The organism is Defluviimonas salinarum, from assembly GCF_026013545.1.
Taxonomy (GTDB): Bacteria; Pseudomonadota; Alphaproteobacteria; order Rhodobacterales; family Rhodobacteraceae; genus Albidovulum; species Albidovulum salinarum.
This window is the reverse complement of sequence record NZ_JAPDOG010000005.1, coordinates 226,824-240,209: the sequence shown is the minus strand read 5'-3', so window position 1 is coordinate 240,209 and position 13,386 is coordinate 226,824. Positions and strand designations below refer to the sequence as shown.

Annotated in this window: 13 protein-coding genes and 1 pseudogene; 4 read left to right on the top strand and 10 right to left on the bottom strand. The window is 61.9% G+C overall.

Annotated elements, in window-relative coordinates; genetic code table 11:
• Positions 1 to 167: 167 nt before the first annotated feature.
• The 5 genes from istB to OM960_RS08185 form a co-directional block, all read right to left on the bottom strand.
• Positions 168 to 932: an IS21-like element helper ATPase IstB gene (istB, locus tag OM960_RS08205; RefSeq protein WP_264771625.1), complete on the bottom strand. Its 765-nt coding sequence runs from the start codon at positions 930 to 932 to the stop codon at positions 168 to 170.
• Positions 929 to 2,416: an IS21 family transposase gene (istA, locus tag OM960_RS08200; RefSeq protein WP_432759512.1), complete on the bottom strand. Its 1,488-nt coding sequence runs from the start codon at positions 2,414 to 2,416 to the stop codon at positions 929 to 931. The genes istB and istA overlap by 4 nt, the downstream gene beginning before the upstream one ends.
• 261 nt (positions 2,417 to 2,677) lie before the next feature.
• On the bottom strand, positions 2,678 to 3,532 hold the full coding sequence (locus OM960_RS08195; protein WP_264771623.1) for a helix-turn-helix domain-containing protein: 855 nt from the start codon (positions 3,530 to 3,532) through the stop codon (positions 2,678 to 2,680).
• Positions 3,529 to 4,329, bottom strand: a complete 801-nt coding sequence (locus OM960_RS08190) for a hypothetical protein (protein WP_264771622.1) — start codon at positions 4,327 to 4,329, stop codon at positions 3,529 to 3,531. The genes OM960_RS08195 and OM960_RS08190 overlap by 4 nt, the downstream gene beginning before the upstream one ends.
• A gap of 25 nt (positions 4,330 to 4,354) precedes the next feature.
• On the bottom strand, positions 4,355 to 4,633 hold the full coding sequence (locus OM960_RS08185) for a hypothetical protein (RefSeq protein WP_264771621.1): 279 nt from the start codon (positions 4,631 to 4,633) through the stop codon (positions 4,355 to 4,357).
• A 478-nt stretch (positions 4,634 to 5,111) separates the two neighbouring features.
• Here OM960_RS08185 and OM960_RS08180 point away from each other — a divergent pair, with 478 nt between their 5' ends.
• Positions 5,112 to 5,609 carry a 3'-5' exonuclease gene (locus tag OM960_RS08180; protein ID WP_264771620.1) on the top strand — a complete coding sequence of 166 codons (498 nt, stop codon included), beginning with the start codon at positions 5,112 to 5,114 and terminating at the stop codon, positions 5,607 to 5,609.
• A 94-nt stretch (positions 5,610 to 5,703) separates the two neighbouring features.
• On the opposite strand, the gene OM960_RS08175 is transcribed toward OM960_RS08180, so the two are convergent.
• From OM960_RS08175 to OM960_RS08165, 3 genes are all read right to left on the bottom strand, one after another.
• Entirely contained in the window at positions 5,704 to 6,261 is a 558-nt protein-coding gene (locus tag OM960_RS08175) for a metallophosphoesterase (RefSeq protein WP_264771619.1), read from the bottom strand.
• Between the two features lie 102 nt (positions 6,262 to 6,363).
• The gene (locus OM960_RS08170; RefSeq protein ID WP_264771618.1) at positions 6,364 to 7,686 is read right to left on the bottom strand and encodes a type II toxin-antitoxin system HipA family toxin; all 1,323 of its coding nucleotides are present in this window, start codon (positions 7,684 to 7,686) and stop codon (positions 6,364 to 6,366) included.
• Positions 7,686 to 7,970: a helix-turn-helix domain-containing protein gene (locus tag OM960_RS08165; protein ID WP_264771617.1), complete on the bottom strand. Its 285-nt coding sequence runs from the start codon at positions 7,968 to 7,970 to the stop codon at positions 7,686 to 7,688. Before OM960_RS08165 ends, OM960_RS08170 begins: the two co-directional genes overlap by 1 nt.
• A 367-nt stretch (positions 7,971 to 8,337) precedes the next feature.
• Between OM960_RS08165 and trpS the strand changes: the two genes are divergently transcribed.
• The 3 genes from trpS (at position 8,338) to OM960_RS08150 (ending at position 10,221) form a co-directional block, all read left to right on the top strand.
• Positions 8,338 to 9,339: a tryptophan--tRNA ligase gene (gene trpS / locus OM960_RS08160; protein WP_264771616.1), complete on the top strand. Its 1,002-nt coding sequence runs from the start codon at positions 8,338 to 8,340 to the stop codon at positions 9,337 to 9,339.
• A gap of 115 nt (positions 9,340 to 9,454) precedes the next feature.
• Positions 9,455 to 9,703, top strand: a complete 249-nt coding sequence (locus tag OM960_RS08155; RefSeq protein WP_264771615.1) for a hypothetical protein — start codon at positions 9,455 to 9,457, stop codon at positions 9,701 to 9,703.
• Positions 9,704 to 9,891: 188 nt separating this feature from the next.
• Positions 9,892 to 10,221, top strand: coding sequence for a helix-turn-helix domain-containing protein (locus OM960_RS08150; RefSeq protein ID WP_264771614.1), 330 nt, complete (start codon positions 9,892 to 9,894; stop codon positions 10,219 to 10,221).
• A 116-nt stretch (positions 10,222 to 10,337) separates the two neighbouring features.
• Here OM960_RS08150 and OM960_RS08145 read toward each other — a convergent pair.
• Positions 10,338 to 10,561: pseudogene (locus OM960_RS08145) on the bottom strand (ATP-binding protein); the annotation flags it as partial.
• A 274-nt stretch (positions 10,562 to 10,835) separates the two neighbouring features.
• Positions 10,836 to 13,385 carry a polynucleotide kinase-phosphatase gene (locus OM960_RS08140; protein WP_264771613.1) on the bottom strand — a complete coding sequence of 850 codons (2,550 nt, stop codon included), beginning with the start codon at positions 13,383 to 13,385 and terminating at the stop codon, positions 10,836 to 10,838.
• Between the last annotated feature and the right edge of the window lies 1 nt (position 13,386).

Sequence of the window (13,386 nt, the reverse complement as noted above, 5' to 3'; positions counted from 1 at the left end):
TGTCAACGGCGGCGTAAAAACCGTCCACGTGGCGGAGCAAAACTCGGCCAGTTGAGCGTGCATGTCGTTGAGTGTGGGGAACGCGTCGCGCCCCGGCAGACGCGCTCTTCACATAGCTGGCGGCTGCCGGGGCGCGTTGGTCCGTCAGGACCAATGCAGTGCTGGCTTCAGTTCGCTTTGACGTTGTTTCGGGCGCGGCTTTGGGCGAGGCGATAGCTGTCGCCGTTCATCTCGAGGATGTGGACATGGTGGGTCAGCCGGTCGAGTAGCGCGCCGGTGAGACGCTCGGAGCCGAAGGTCTCTGTCCATTCATCGAAGGGCAGATTGCTGGTGATCATGGTGGCACCCCGTTCGTAGCGTTGCGAGATCAGTTCGAACAGCAGCTCGGCGCCGGTCTTGCTCAGGGGCACGAAGCCCAGCTCGTCGATGATCAGAAGCTTGTACCCCGCCATCTGCTTCTGCAAGCGCAGGAGACGCCGCTCGTCGCGGGCTTCCATCAGTTCATGCACCAGGGCGGCGGCGGTGGTGAAGCCGACGGCGATGCCCTTCTGGCAGGCCGCCAGCCCGAGACCGAGGGCGACGTGGGTCTTGCCGGTGCCGCTCGGGCCGAGGGCGATGACATTCTCGCGCCGCTCGATCCATTCCCCGCGGGCGAGTTCCAGGACCTGCATCTTGTTGAGCCTGGGGATCGCCTTGAAGTCGAAGCTGTCGAGGCTCTTGGTCGCCGGAAACTTCGCCGCCTTGATGCGGCGCTCGATCATCCGCCGCTCGCGGTCGATCAGCTCGAGTTCCACCAGCCGGGCCAGGAAGCGGACATGATCCTGCCCCTCCGCGGCGCACTGGCGCGCGAGCTTGTCGTATTCCCTCAGGAAGGTCGGCAGCTTGAGCGTCTTCAGATGATGGGCGAGCAGGAGATCGGGCGCGTCGGTCATCGGGCCTCCTCCGAGATCAGGCACATGTAGCTGGCCGCCGAGGTCTTTCCGACCTCGGCCCGCGGCAGGTAGGGATAGACGTCGAGATCGAGCTTCGGCGGTCGCTTCTCGACCTGACACAGCACCAGATGCCTGACGGCATCGAAGCCGATGGCCCCCATGCGCAGGGCCGTCTTCACGGCGGCATGCAGATCGTCGACCTCGAAGGCCTCCAGCAAACGCAGGACCTGGACGAACTCACGCCGCCCCGCCTTGAGCATGCGTGCTTCCATAAGGCGCCGCAGGGTTGCGAACTCGGACGGCAGCCCCCAGCCCGCCAGCGGCGCGGCCTGGTCCAGGGCATTGATCTTCTTCTCGATCAGCGGAAGGTAGTGGACTGGGTCGAAGGTGACATCCTCACGTTCATAGCAACGCGGATGGCGGGCGATGACGGCGCCCCCGCAACCGATCACCACCTCATCGACATAGCCCCGCAGCCAGACATCGCGGTGTCCATAGGCGACCGGCACGGAATAGTCGTTGGTCTTGTAACGCACCAGCGCCTGCGAGTTGACGCGCCCGCTTGCCTGATCGCAAGCGTCAAAGGGGGCTGGCGGCAGCTCCGCCATTACGTCGAGATCCCGGGCAAGGCGCGCGCCGATCGTCTCGGTGTGCCCACGCAGAATATCGCCCTGACGCTTGCGGCATTGCTCCTCCAGCCACGCGTTGAACGCCTCCCAGGAGGGGAACCGCGGCACCGGCACCATGAAGTTGCGCCGGGCATAGCCGACCAGTCCCTCGACGCTACCTTTGTCATTGCCCTTGCCGGGGCGGCCATAGCGGTCACGGAGCAGGTAGTGTGACAGGAACCCGCTGAACAGCTTGGCCCGCTTGCGGGTGCCGTCCGGCAGGATCTGCGCCACCAGGCAACGATCGTTGTCGTAGAGCACCGACACCGGCACCCGGCCGAAGAAGCCGAATGCATGAACATGCCCATCAATCCAGGCCTCGGAGGTTGCCGCCGGATAGGCCCGGACGTAACAGGCATCGCTGTGCGGCAGATCGAAGGCGAAGAAATGCGCCTTCCGCTCGACACCGCCAATGATGACCAGCGCCTCGCCGAAGTCCGCCTGGGCATGCCCGGGCGCATGGGCCAGCGGCACGAACATCTCGCGCCCGCGCCGGTCATGCTCGCGAATGTAATCCTTCACGATCGTGTAGCCGCCGGTGAAGCCGTGTTCGTCCCGGAGCCGTTCGAACACACGCTTGGCCGTGTGCCGCTGCTTGCGGGGGACGAGGCGGTCCTCTTCCAGCCAGGTGTCGATGATCTCGGTGAAACCATCCAGCTTCGGGCGCTTGATCGGCACCTTGCGCCGGTAGCCGGGCGGGACAGAATATTCCATCATCTTCTGCACGCTGTCGCGCGAAATCCCGAAGTGATGCGCCGCCGCCCGCTGGCTCATCCCCTCGGAACAGGCCAGCCGAACCTTGCGATACAAGTCCACGGTGAAAATCCTCCCACCCTCCCTGTCGCCAGAAAGGGCAAAAAGTGGCCGACTTTTACGCCGCCCGCAGCCGGATCATCCCGCCGCTACCGTGGCCGACTATTGCTCCGCCGTTCTCACCCGTGGTTCTGGTTCCGAATCCCCAGGATCGTGGAGAGATGGATCTCAACACTTACAGTAAGGGGCTGGGCCCGCGTGCCATCCTTCCGCTTCGTGAATGCGTCCATGCTATGGCGCATGGTGGCGGGCTCCGATCTAACACTATAGCTTACGGGCGATCCAGGAGACGAACTCCGGCGGATCGACTGACAAGGCGCGCGCGATGCGGAGCACGACGGGCATCGTCAGGTCAGACAGGTCGCCCTGATAGAGGCGATCGAAGGTCTCGACCGGGATATCCGCGCGTTCGGCAAGTTCGTTGCGGAAGAACCCCGTGTTGTCGATCAGATGCTGCAAGCCTTCTCGAATTGGCATATCGGCAAAGGCATCATTTCGATCGGCATAGCCATCTGAGCCGCTATCGGATGTCGGCACGTATCCGCGACGCCCCTTAAGCCATGCTTCCGCCACCTCGGCTCGGAGGCTGGCAGGACGTCCTTCCGTCTTTATACTGTCAAGGCTCAACGCCGATCTCACGGCAGCCTCGGTCATGTTAGCCAGGAGGCAGAGATCCCGGATCGTCAGGGCATCTCCATGGAGCAGGTTCATGCGTGCCAGTGCCATGTCCGCGACGTGAGACAGCTTGCTGTCGATGCGGGCAACGGGCGATGTAACGCCTTCCCAGTCGCCCCGAGCCGCACCGGCACGGTAGGCCGCCAGATCCATGCGGTCGTCCTCGGTGAACAAGTGGCGATCTCCGACCTGAAATGCGAAATCATAGGCGCGGCGAAACGTCTGAGTGATCGGAAGCGCCGACACGTCAATCTGGTCGACATACAGCGTCCCGCTTTCGTTGGGGCCGAACTCGGCCTCGAAACCCAGCATCCGGATCCCGTCCTCCGGACCTCCTTCCAGTGCCGCCTGTGATGCGCTGCACCAGCGTGCCGCCCGCAGTTCGTAGGTGAGGTCCTCGAACGAGAACGGTGTCTGAAAACTTTTGATAGGGTCGCGTCTCATGCGTCTTCTCCAGCGCGCAACATTTGAACCTGGTTGACCAGCGCTTCTCTTGCTGCCCGAAGTCGCTGGGCCTGTTCCCGCTGCTGGGCATTCTTGGGTGCGTTTCGTCCCGTGAACAAGCCAATTGGCCCATTGTTGGCGCCACTCGGATGCGGGAGGCCGCTCAGGACCCTCGATCTCTCGAGGCGGCCGATGCGGACCATGTGATCCAGAGCGGCGGTCGGCTTGGGGCCAAGCGGCAGCCAGAGCGCATTCGGCAGGGCTTCGATCTCTTCCCCCAAGCCTTGCTCCATCATCCCACGCAAGTGAGGGGTGCAGATCATGTCGGGCGTGCCATTGTAGTTCTTACCCCTCCAGAAGACCGGGTTCCGGAGCGCGGAGGTGAAATGAACTGCGGTGGCGTCAGCGCGGAACAAGGAGCCGGAGGACTCGATGCCGAAAAGTGCCGGAAGGCCGATGATGTCGAGCATCCCGATCAGGTTCGAACGTGTCGATCCTCCGCTGAAACTGGCTTGCTGCTTCGCGATCCGCAGGGCGTCTGCGGTTCCGAGACCCGCCCGCAGGCATGCGCGTGCGGCCGAGAGGGCAGCATTGGCCTGGGCGGCTCCCGGGGTGATCCCGACGATGACGAGTCGCGCCGTTCCGGCGATGTGCTCGAACGGGGCGTAGATCGTCGTGAGGCAATTTTCCCGGGACAGCGTCAGTTGTTCCCGAAGTTTCGGGTCGTCGAGAGGCTGGCTCGCGCTGCTGTCGATCAGCGCCGGGACGAAGCATTCAAGAAGGGGAGTGTTGGCCAAGGCGAAATACCCTCTGTGAGTTTGATCAGCTAATCCGAAGTCGACGCGTGCTGTGCGCCGCGGTGATGACAGCGCCTTCATCGCTGACGACGAGGAATGCGCCCATGTGGCGTTCCAGCCATTTTCCGGCGTGGGAACCGAGATCATCGGTCGCAAGCTCCAAGGCGCGCCGATCAAGCCAGAAACACGCGGCACGTCGGCTCCTGGATTCGGAGCCGTAGGCATAGATCACGTCGCGCAGCTTCGCGGAAATCGATCGCTGCTGGCAGCGAGCTTCAGCGTGATGGGTCAGTTGCTGGGGCATCGGCGTCTCCATGCGTCATGAGCCAATAACACCATGTTGGCGTTATTGGTCAATAAAAAATGATAGAGCCATGTTGTCTATATTTGTTATAGCGCTCAAACTCGAAAGTCTTTGCGAATACCACAAAAATCGTCGGCAACGGCTCGAAAGCGCTCTGTGATCGCCAGTCTTCGGCAGGTGCTTGGACTCGTGGGGTGGCATATCGGCACAGGTAAGCTGTCCCAAGGGGCGGACATCCCGGAACGCGACGAGTTCGGATACCGCCGAAGAACGCATCGAGCGAAGCCGCAAGGATTGCCGGGGCCTGCATGAGCTTCGCGAACCGGAGTCGATGCTCCGGTGCCTGCTTGCAATAGTCCCGAGATAGACCTTGCAATCGACTGCTTCCGAAGCCTCAATCGTGTGCCGTTCTATCGCGGGGGCTGGCCTTTGCGAGCGCCGGCATCCAGCGAAGTATTTCGTCAACGGATGTGAAGTGATGTTAGATGACTCTGTGATCTTTCTCGATTTCGAGGCGGCTTCGCTCCAGGGATGGCCGGTCGAAATCGGGCTTTCATGGCTCGCGGAGGGCAAGGTACGAACATGGGCGTCGTTGATCCGGCCACGCCCGGATTGGTCCGACGATCTCTGGGATCCGGCGGCGGAGAAAATCCACGGAATATGCCGCGCGATGCTCGACGAGGCGCCTTCAGCAGATCAGATTGCGGCCGAGGTGCTGTCCCGGATCAGCGACCGGATTTTGGTATCTGACGCGCCGGAATTCGATGCACGCTGGCTTGAATGGCTGACCGGAGAGCGCATCGAGGTGGAGCTGTTTGGTGTCTTCGCATTCAAGACCGTGAGCAGCAGGGGATTGCCGCCACTATTTGACCGGCTTGCACGCTTGAAAGTGCCGCATCGCGCCGGTCCCGATTCCGCACGGTTGGCGAAAGCCTGGCATCATGGGCTGCGGGCATCGGGAACAGGGCTGGACTAAACTACGCCTGGTTGAATGCCGCAGCCTGAGAAGCCCCTTCGCAATAACCACTGAAACCCGATCGCGCTTGAATCACATGCCGGCGATCGCTCCATCAGGCTCGTGGCTCGACGTCCTTCCAATGCCTGTGAACCGGCAGGTCCCGCGCGCGCCGAGCGGCGTCACCAAATGACACGGGAAAATAGTCCCAGACATCGACGCCGATATTCACGCTGTTGGCTGATCCCCGCCAATTGCCGTGCACATGGCCAAACAAGTGTAGCGCCCCCTTCCGCGCGTGATTCCAGGTCATCATCGGATAGTGGCAGAGCGTGATCGGTATCTCGCTTGCCGGATCCTCCACCTCCGCCAGGAGTGCCACACTGTCCCAAGGGAGCGAAAGTGTGAGCGGGCCATCATGATTGCCGATGACAAGATGCCGCCGTCCCCCGGGCAACTGACCGAACAATTTCAGAAGCCAGTTGCCGTCCTTCGCTTTCGGCCCAAAGGCGAAGTCTCCCACAATCCAGAGATCGTCGGTCGGTCCAACCTTGTCCCACAGTCGTTCGAGCAACACGGCTTCCATGTGGTTCACGTCCCGGAAGGGGCGGCCTGCGTTGCGGACGATGCTGTCGTGACCGAAATGCAGATCGGCGACATACCAATGCGTCATTCACGGTCTCCGGAAGGGTTCAAATGCATGTGGTTGTGATCCGGGTCAAAAGAGATTCGAGTCGAGAGTACGGGTTACGTCGCGGATTGACGGGCCGATCGATCAGGCTGTTTTGGCTTCACCATAGTTCCGGATTACTTGAAAGCGTTTCCGTGTGCCGGACAGAATCGGATCGAGCACCTTTCCCGGGAAATCCGCGGGCAGATCATTCGCAACACGGTCGAATACGTCCTCTTCGATTTCCAGGATCCGTTTGAACGCCTCGGCCGGGAGCTCTTCGCCGCCGAACCGCGTACCGGTTTCGAAGAAATGCCGGGGATGGATCTGATCGATCCGGTAGTATCGGTTCTTTCCCGAGACGGCCATTGCGACCTGCATCTGCTGGTGTCGGATCTGGCCAGCGGAAAGAGTCGGCTCGGCGCTCATGATGTCGTAGAGGGGCGTCATCCTGAAGCCGCCGGTATCGAGGAAGACCGAGAAGTTCTTGGCATGTCCGTCGGTCGCGCCGATCATCCAGAAGAAGATCTGTGCCGCGAAGAACGTTGTCCGGTCCGGCAGAGGCGTTGCCGACCCCTGAAGCAGGTTGAGGGAGGCAGCTATGCCTGGCCCTCCATCCTGCTCGTATTTGAAATGGGACGGCACCCCCAGGGCCTGGCAGAAATCCTCCTGGGGGCGTCTCAGCATGCGGCCGTCGCGGGCAAAGGTCCGGTCGAAGCGCTCGATGACGAGGGCATCGGTTTCGCCGAAGCGTTCGATCCAGGCATGATTGACCTCGAAGCCGAAAGCGGCCGCGAGCCTCAGGCAGAGGAACTCGTTTTCGAGGCTCGTCGTCATGTCGATGCCGTGCTGGACGGTGCCCATTCTCTTCTTGAGGATATGGGTGGTGGGCGTCAGGCCATGCGGGATGTGCCAGGCGCCATCGCGCCGCAGGAGCGCGGTCTTTTCCTGGGCACCTGCAATTGAGATGCGGAACGCCTGGTCGGGGTCGAGACCGAGGGGATGTGCCTCGAGATCATTGAGCAGTGCCTCAATAGCGCCGTCGTCTATGGTGGCGCTGTCGAGCCGGAATGGATCACCCGGATCTTCGCCATCCGGAACGAATTGCATGGCACCCACGCAATCTCGTCCGATGGCGGCCAGGAGCGAATGCGGGTCCGTCCCGTCGGCCCCCATCCTAGCGGCAACGGTCTTGCGGAGCTTGTCGTTGTCCGGCAGGAGATTGTCGAAGACCGCAATGACATGGCCGCCGTGCTGGCGTTCCGGCCTCAGCGGCAGGGAAAGGGAGACCTGGAATCTGTGCTCCCAGTTCAGCCAATCCTCATGATAGGTGAAGGCGATCGCTCCGTCGGGTTCGCGTAAGAGCATGCCGACACGGCGTCCGTTCAGGTAGATGGCCAGGGCAACGCTCTTCGATCGACGGCCCATCAGAAGATGTCCTCGATCCCGGGAGGATTTCCTTGCAGGCTTTGGCCCCGCGGCAGGATGATGCAGTCGAGATCAAGGGCCGCAAGGAGTGCGAAGAGGGTCGGGGCGGTGGGGTTCGTTGCTCCCGTCTCGATCGAAGAGATGTGATGGGCCTGGAGGCCCGACCGGCGAGCCAGATCGGCCTGGGTAAGCTTTTTGGCCTTGCGGGCGTCACGCAGGACGTGACCAAGCTCCTTGACGGAGCGCACCGTGGCCGGGCGGATCAAGGGTTGGCTTTGGGTCATTTCGTACACTTTTCTGTAGGTTTTCTCGATATACAGTGTAGTGTATAAAGATCGTATGTACAATAGTCTGTATAAAATTCAAAAATACACAGTAATGTAGAAAGCGAGCCGTTCAGATGACACTGGCAAGAGTCGATGGACCACCGTCAGCCTTAGCGGCCACACGCGCCAACCACGATTGACGGGCATCCGACGCCGGGCTACACGTCACCGCATGAAAACCTCGATGATCATCACTCAGCGTTGGTGGCTGGCCCCTTAATAAGGCGGCCGGAGTTTTCATTCATCCCGAGGCCGCCGCATGGGCGGCCTGATGTTTTCCTGGACCCACTCATGCGGCGCCTCCTCGCTCCCAGAGGACACACTCATGACAAGACCCATCATCCTGACCGGGGATCGCACGACCGGTCCTCTCCACATTGGCCACTATGCCGGATCACTTCGAAACCGTTTGCGGTTTCAAGATGACCATGAGCAATTCCTGTTGCTCGCCGACATGCAGGCCCTCACAGACAATGCGCATGACCCGGCAAAGGTCCGCAGAAATGTGATGGAGGTCGCGCTCGATTACCTGGCCGTTGGCATCGACCCCGACCGAACGACGATCTGCCTGCAGTCACATCTTCCGGCGCTTGCCGAACTCTCCATGCTCTATCTGAACTTCGTCACTGTGGCCCGGCTGGAGCGCAACCCGACGATCAAGGACGAAATTCGGGCGCGCGGTTTCGGACGCGACATCCCGGCCGGATTCCTTTGCTACCCGGCGGCCCAGGCCGCAGATATCACGGCTTTCAAGGCCACGGTGGTGCCGGTCGGCGAGGATCAGGCGCCTCTCATTGAACAGACTAATGAAATCGTGCGCCGGATCAATTCCGTCGCGGGCCGCGATCTTCTGCCGGAAGCTCAGGCCATCATCCCCCGGAGCGGACGTCTGCCCGGGGTCAACGGCAAAGCCAAGATGAGCAAGTCCGGCGGCAACGCGATCCCGCTCTCGGCCACGCCGGACGAGATTTCCGCCGCCGTGCGCGCGATGTTCACCGACCCAGATCACCTGAAGGTCGAAGATCCCGGCAAGGTCGAGGGCAATGTCGTCTTCACCTATCTCGACACTTTTGATGAGGATGCCGCGGCTGTTGAGGACATGAAAGCCCGCTATCAACATGGTGGTCTTGGCGATAGCCGAATCAAAAGGCGGCTCGACGATGTTCTGCAGGCCCTGATCGCTCCGATCCGTCAACATCGTGAAGAGTTGTCGAGAGAACCGGATCATGTTCTGGACGTCATCCGCCGGGGAACGGAAAAGGCGCGTGACCGCACCGAGGCCACGAAACGCGAGGTGTTGGAAGGTATCGGATTGTTCGTGATCTGAAGCCCGATATTCCAGGAGTTGGCCCGCTGTGCGGACGACGTTGCCGTTTTGCAGGATTGTACGATTTAGCGAGACATCTTCGACAATCTTCGTTTCGGAGGGGGAGGATCTATTCATGAACAGCGATCAGCGGCACGCTCTACTTGAAAAATATACATCTGAAGTTATATTTGTCGCGGTGGAAATCAAAGAATGCATTGTAGATGCGGTGGGGGATCATACAGAAGGGACGTTCAGGCGATCGGCAAGCTCGGTCTGGACTGCAGCGAAGGACATACGTGCTTATCGAAGAGCCAAAGAACCCGACCCGGACATTCAGCCCCGTCTGGATGAAAGCCGCGGATTGCTCGCCGATTCGCATTAGATCTAACCGCTCCGGATACCGGGCTGTTCCCGCACCCGCCTCGCGATCTCTCTTGAATGCCCTGACGTGCTGAACGGCTCCGTTCTCCTTCATGGCCCAGTGCCGAACCATGAACGCGGCTGCAGCGCGGCATCGAGCCCTACCGCGAAGCAATTTGGCCAGATCAATCCTGTATGGGAGCCTGCAAAATGAACCCCAACTGCCTGCAAGAAAAAATGCTGGACGTGATCCCTGGCCTCAGGGAGTCCCTGGATGCAAATGCCGCTAAACGCAACCTGGCGCTTGCCTTGCGCACCGTGCGGAAGCGAGTCGGCCTCACCCAGAAAGACATCGCGGGGAAAATGAGCGTGAGCCAGGCCGCCATCTCAAAGCTGGAAGCGCCCACGGGATCGATGCCCATGACCGATACCATTCAACGCTATGCCGCAGCATGCGGTGTCGTTGCCGTGATTGGCTTCCACCTGCCCTCTGGCACGGAGAGTTTCGAGGAGGACGAAATTGCAGCGGCGATGATTTGATGCCCGATCAGTCAGGCATCCAGAATCGGATGAAATTCATCGGCATCCTGGTTCTTTCCGTGCCCACCTGGTCGCTGAACTTCCGCGAGAAGAGCCTCCACCAGATCGAACAGAAGATCTTCAGCTGGGGAGGCAAAGAACCGAACCGCCTTGATGCGGCGCTCGATCATGCGCCGTTCCGGTCGATGAGTTCCAGTTCGACCAGGCGCGCCAGAAACTGGACGTGATCCCGCCCCTCGGCGGCGCAGATCCGGGCCCGCTCGTTGTATTCCCTCAGGATGGTAGGCAGCTTCAGATTCGCCAGGTGGTGGTTCAGCAGGATCTGCCGCGCATCTTTCATGACGCTCCGTGCGATCCAACTATCGGGAAACCGACAGTTCTGCGTGTCGAAACCGGCCGCATGCAACGGGACGGGTTCAAGTTCTACCAGGCTGACAATGGCGTTTGGCTCACCGATCAGGTTCCGCCGGACTATCTGACATTCGGCACCGTGTGAGGCAGCCCATGTCTGTGGTCGCTCTGTCCGCAAAAGCGGTCGATCGGCGCTCCATGCCTTCGTGCCGCCCATTCAGACGCGGCACGGGTCACTCACATTCCGGGCGGCAAGCGGAGCATCAGAGTCTGGGATCGACCGGCTCGCTCTCCAACCCCAGCACCCCGAGCGCGCATTCGTGGATCTGCCGCAACGGCTTGCGCTCCACGAAACGGCTAAGGCCCTCAAGCCCGAGCCGGAACTCCCGGTCGGCGAGTGAGAACTTCCGCATCAGGCCGCGCTTGCGCAGGCGTTCGATGTTTTCGGGCAGGTCGTAGTCGGGGCCGTAGATGATCCTGAGGTAGTCGCGGCCACGCACCTTCATCGCGGGTTGGATGAGGCCCTTCTCGCCCTTCACGACGAAGGTGTTTGGTTTGAAGACCATGCCCTCGCCGCCCGCACCGGTGTGGTCGAGCCACCAGTCGATGACCGCCTTGCGGTCTGCCTCTGACGACGGGTCGATGCGGCGCCAGCCGGTCGTCCGCAGGATCGGATCGGCGGCGCAGAGCGTCGCGAGCGTCTCCATGTGCCAGTCGTGCGGCCGGTCAGTCAGCACCCGGCCTTCGGCGGCGAGGATGTGGAAGGGCGCGATCCGGTAGTCCTCGATCGAGCTGGCGTCCCAGCAATAGCCTTCGATCGTGCGGCCCATCGCCAGCGCGTTGGCGCGGCGCGTTTCGGCACGGGCGCGAAGGCTTTCAAGACCTTCTATGTCCTGCGCCGCATCGAGTGCCTCGATCAAGATCTCGGCCGACGTCCGGGCTGCCGCAACGGTTGGGTAGTATTGCTTGCGCAAGAGTTCCTGCGCCTTTGCCGACCAGGGCATCAGCTCGGCATCAAGCAGGAGCCAGTCGGTTTCCAACTGGTCCCAGAGGCCCGCTTTGCCGACTGCCTGGCCGATCCGGGCCACGACGGCGGCTTCGAGCGCTTCGTCGTTGAAGAAGGCGCGGCCGGTCCGGGTATAGATCACGCCTGCCTTGCCAACCTCGGTCCCGAAGCGCGCCGCCGCGGCATCGGCATCCCGCGCGACGACGATCAGGGCGCGCGAGCCCATGTGTTTTTCCTCGACGACGAGGTCGGTCACGCCACGCGTGGCGTAGAAGTCGAGCGCCTGCTCCGGGCGTTCGAGGAACGGTCCCTCGGGCGCGGTCGGGCAGGCGGCCATGGTCGGCGGCAGGTAGATCAGCCAGCGCGGATCGACGGCGAAGCGGCTCATCACTTCAAGGGCGGCGAGCGCGTTTTCCTCCGGGATCATGACGGTCCCGCCGAGGCGGGTCTCGATCCGCTGCTTCCGTGCGTAGTCGTCGAAATAGAGAAGCCGGTCATGATCCTGCTGCGCGGTGCGCCCGGAACCGTGGTCGAGCGGCTTCGCCGGTTCGGAATATTGCCGCGCCGCCGGGATGGAGACGGTTTCCCGCTCGGGCCAGCGCAAGGCGGTCAGCTTGCCGCCGAAGACGCAGCCGGTGTCGATGCAGAGCGTGCCGTTCAGCCATTCCGCCTCGATTGTCGGGGTGTGGCCATAGACCACATCCGCTTCGCCGCGATACTCGCGGGCCCATTCAAGCCGGACCGGCAGGCCGAATTCATCGACCTCGCCGGTCGTCTCGCCGAACATGGCAAAGCTGCGCACGGCGGCCGAACCACGCCCGTGCATCTCTGCCTTCAGCCCGGCATGGGCGACAACGAGCCGCCCACCGGCGAGCCAGGCATGCGATCGAAGGTCGTAGATGAAATCGCTGACCTCTTTGCGGAAGGCCTCCGAACAGGCGCTCAGCTCGGCAACCGTGCGGTCGAGGCCGTGGGTCTGCTTGACGTCGCGGCCTTTCAGCCATTTCGACAGTTTGAAATCGTGGTTGCCCATGACACAGTGGCCGGAGCCCTCGGCGCACATCCCCATGACAAGCCGCAGGCAATCGACGTTGCGCGGGCCACGATCGGTGATGTCGCCGACGAAGTAGGCGCGCCGACCCTCGGGATGGCGCGCACTCAGGAGGCTTTCACCCGGCGCGTAGGGGTCGAGGTCGTAGCCGAGCCGGGTCAGCAGGTCGGTCAGTTCGTCGAAACAGCCGTGGATGTCGCCGATGATGTCAAAGGGGCCCTCATCGTGGCGCAGATCGGTCCAGAGCGGCTCGCGGGTGATCTCCAGAGCATCGACTTCGGCGGGCGCGTTCATGATGTGAACCTGCCGGAAGCCCTCCTTCTGCAAACCGCGCAGCCCGCGCCTCAGCGCCTTCGAATGATTGCGCGCGACATGCGGGCCGAAGTCCCGGTTGGCCCGTCCCTGATTGCGCTCGTGACAGAGGTCGGGGTCGATGTTCAGCACCAATGCGATCGGCAGGGCATGGTACTGACGCGCGAGTTGCACCAGTTCAGCCCGGTCGCGCGGCTGCACCGAGGTTGCGTCGATCACCGTGAGCTTCCGGCGCCGCAGGCGAATGCCCGCGGTCAGACGCAGGAGTTCGAACGCATCGCCGCTCGCGGCCTGATCGGTCTCGTCATCCGAGACGACCGCGCGGCAGGCATCCGACGAGACGATCTCGGTCTCGAGGAAATGCTTGCGCGCGAAGCTGGATTTGCCTGAACCCGTGGGTCCGATCAGGACGACGAGTGAGAAGTCGGGGATCGATATTTTCATG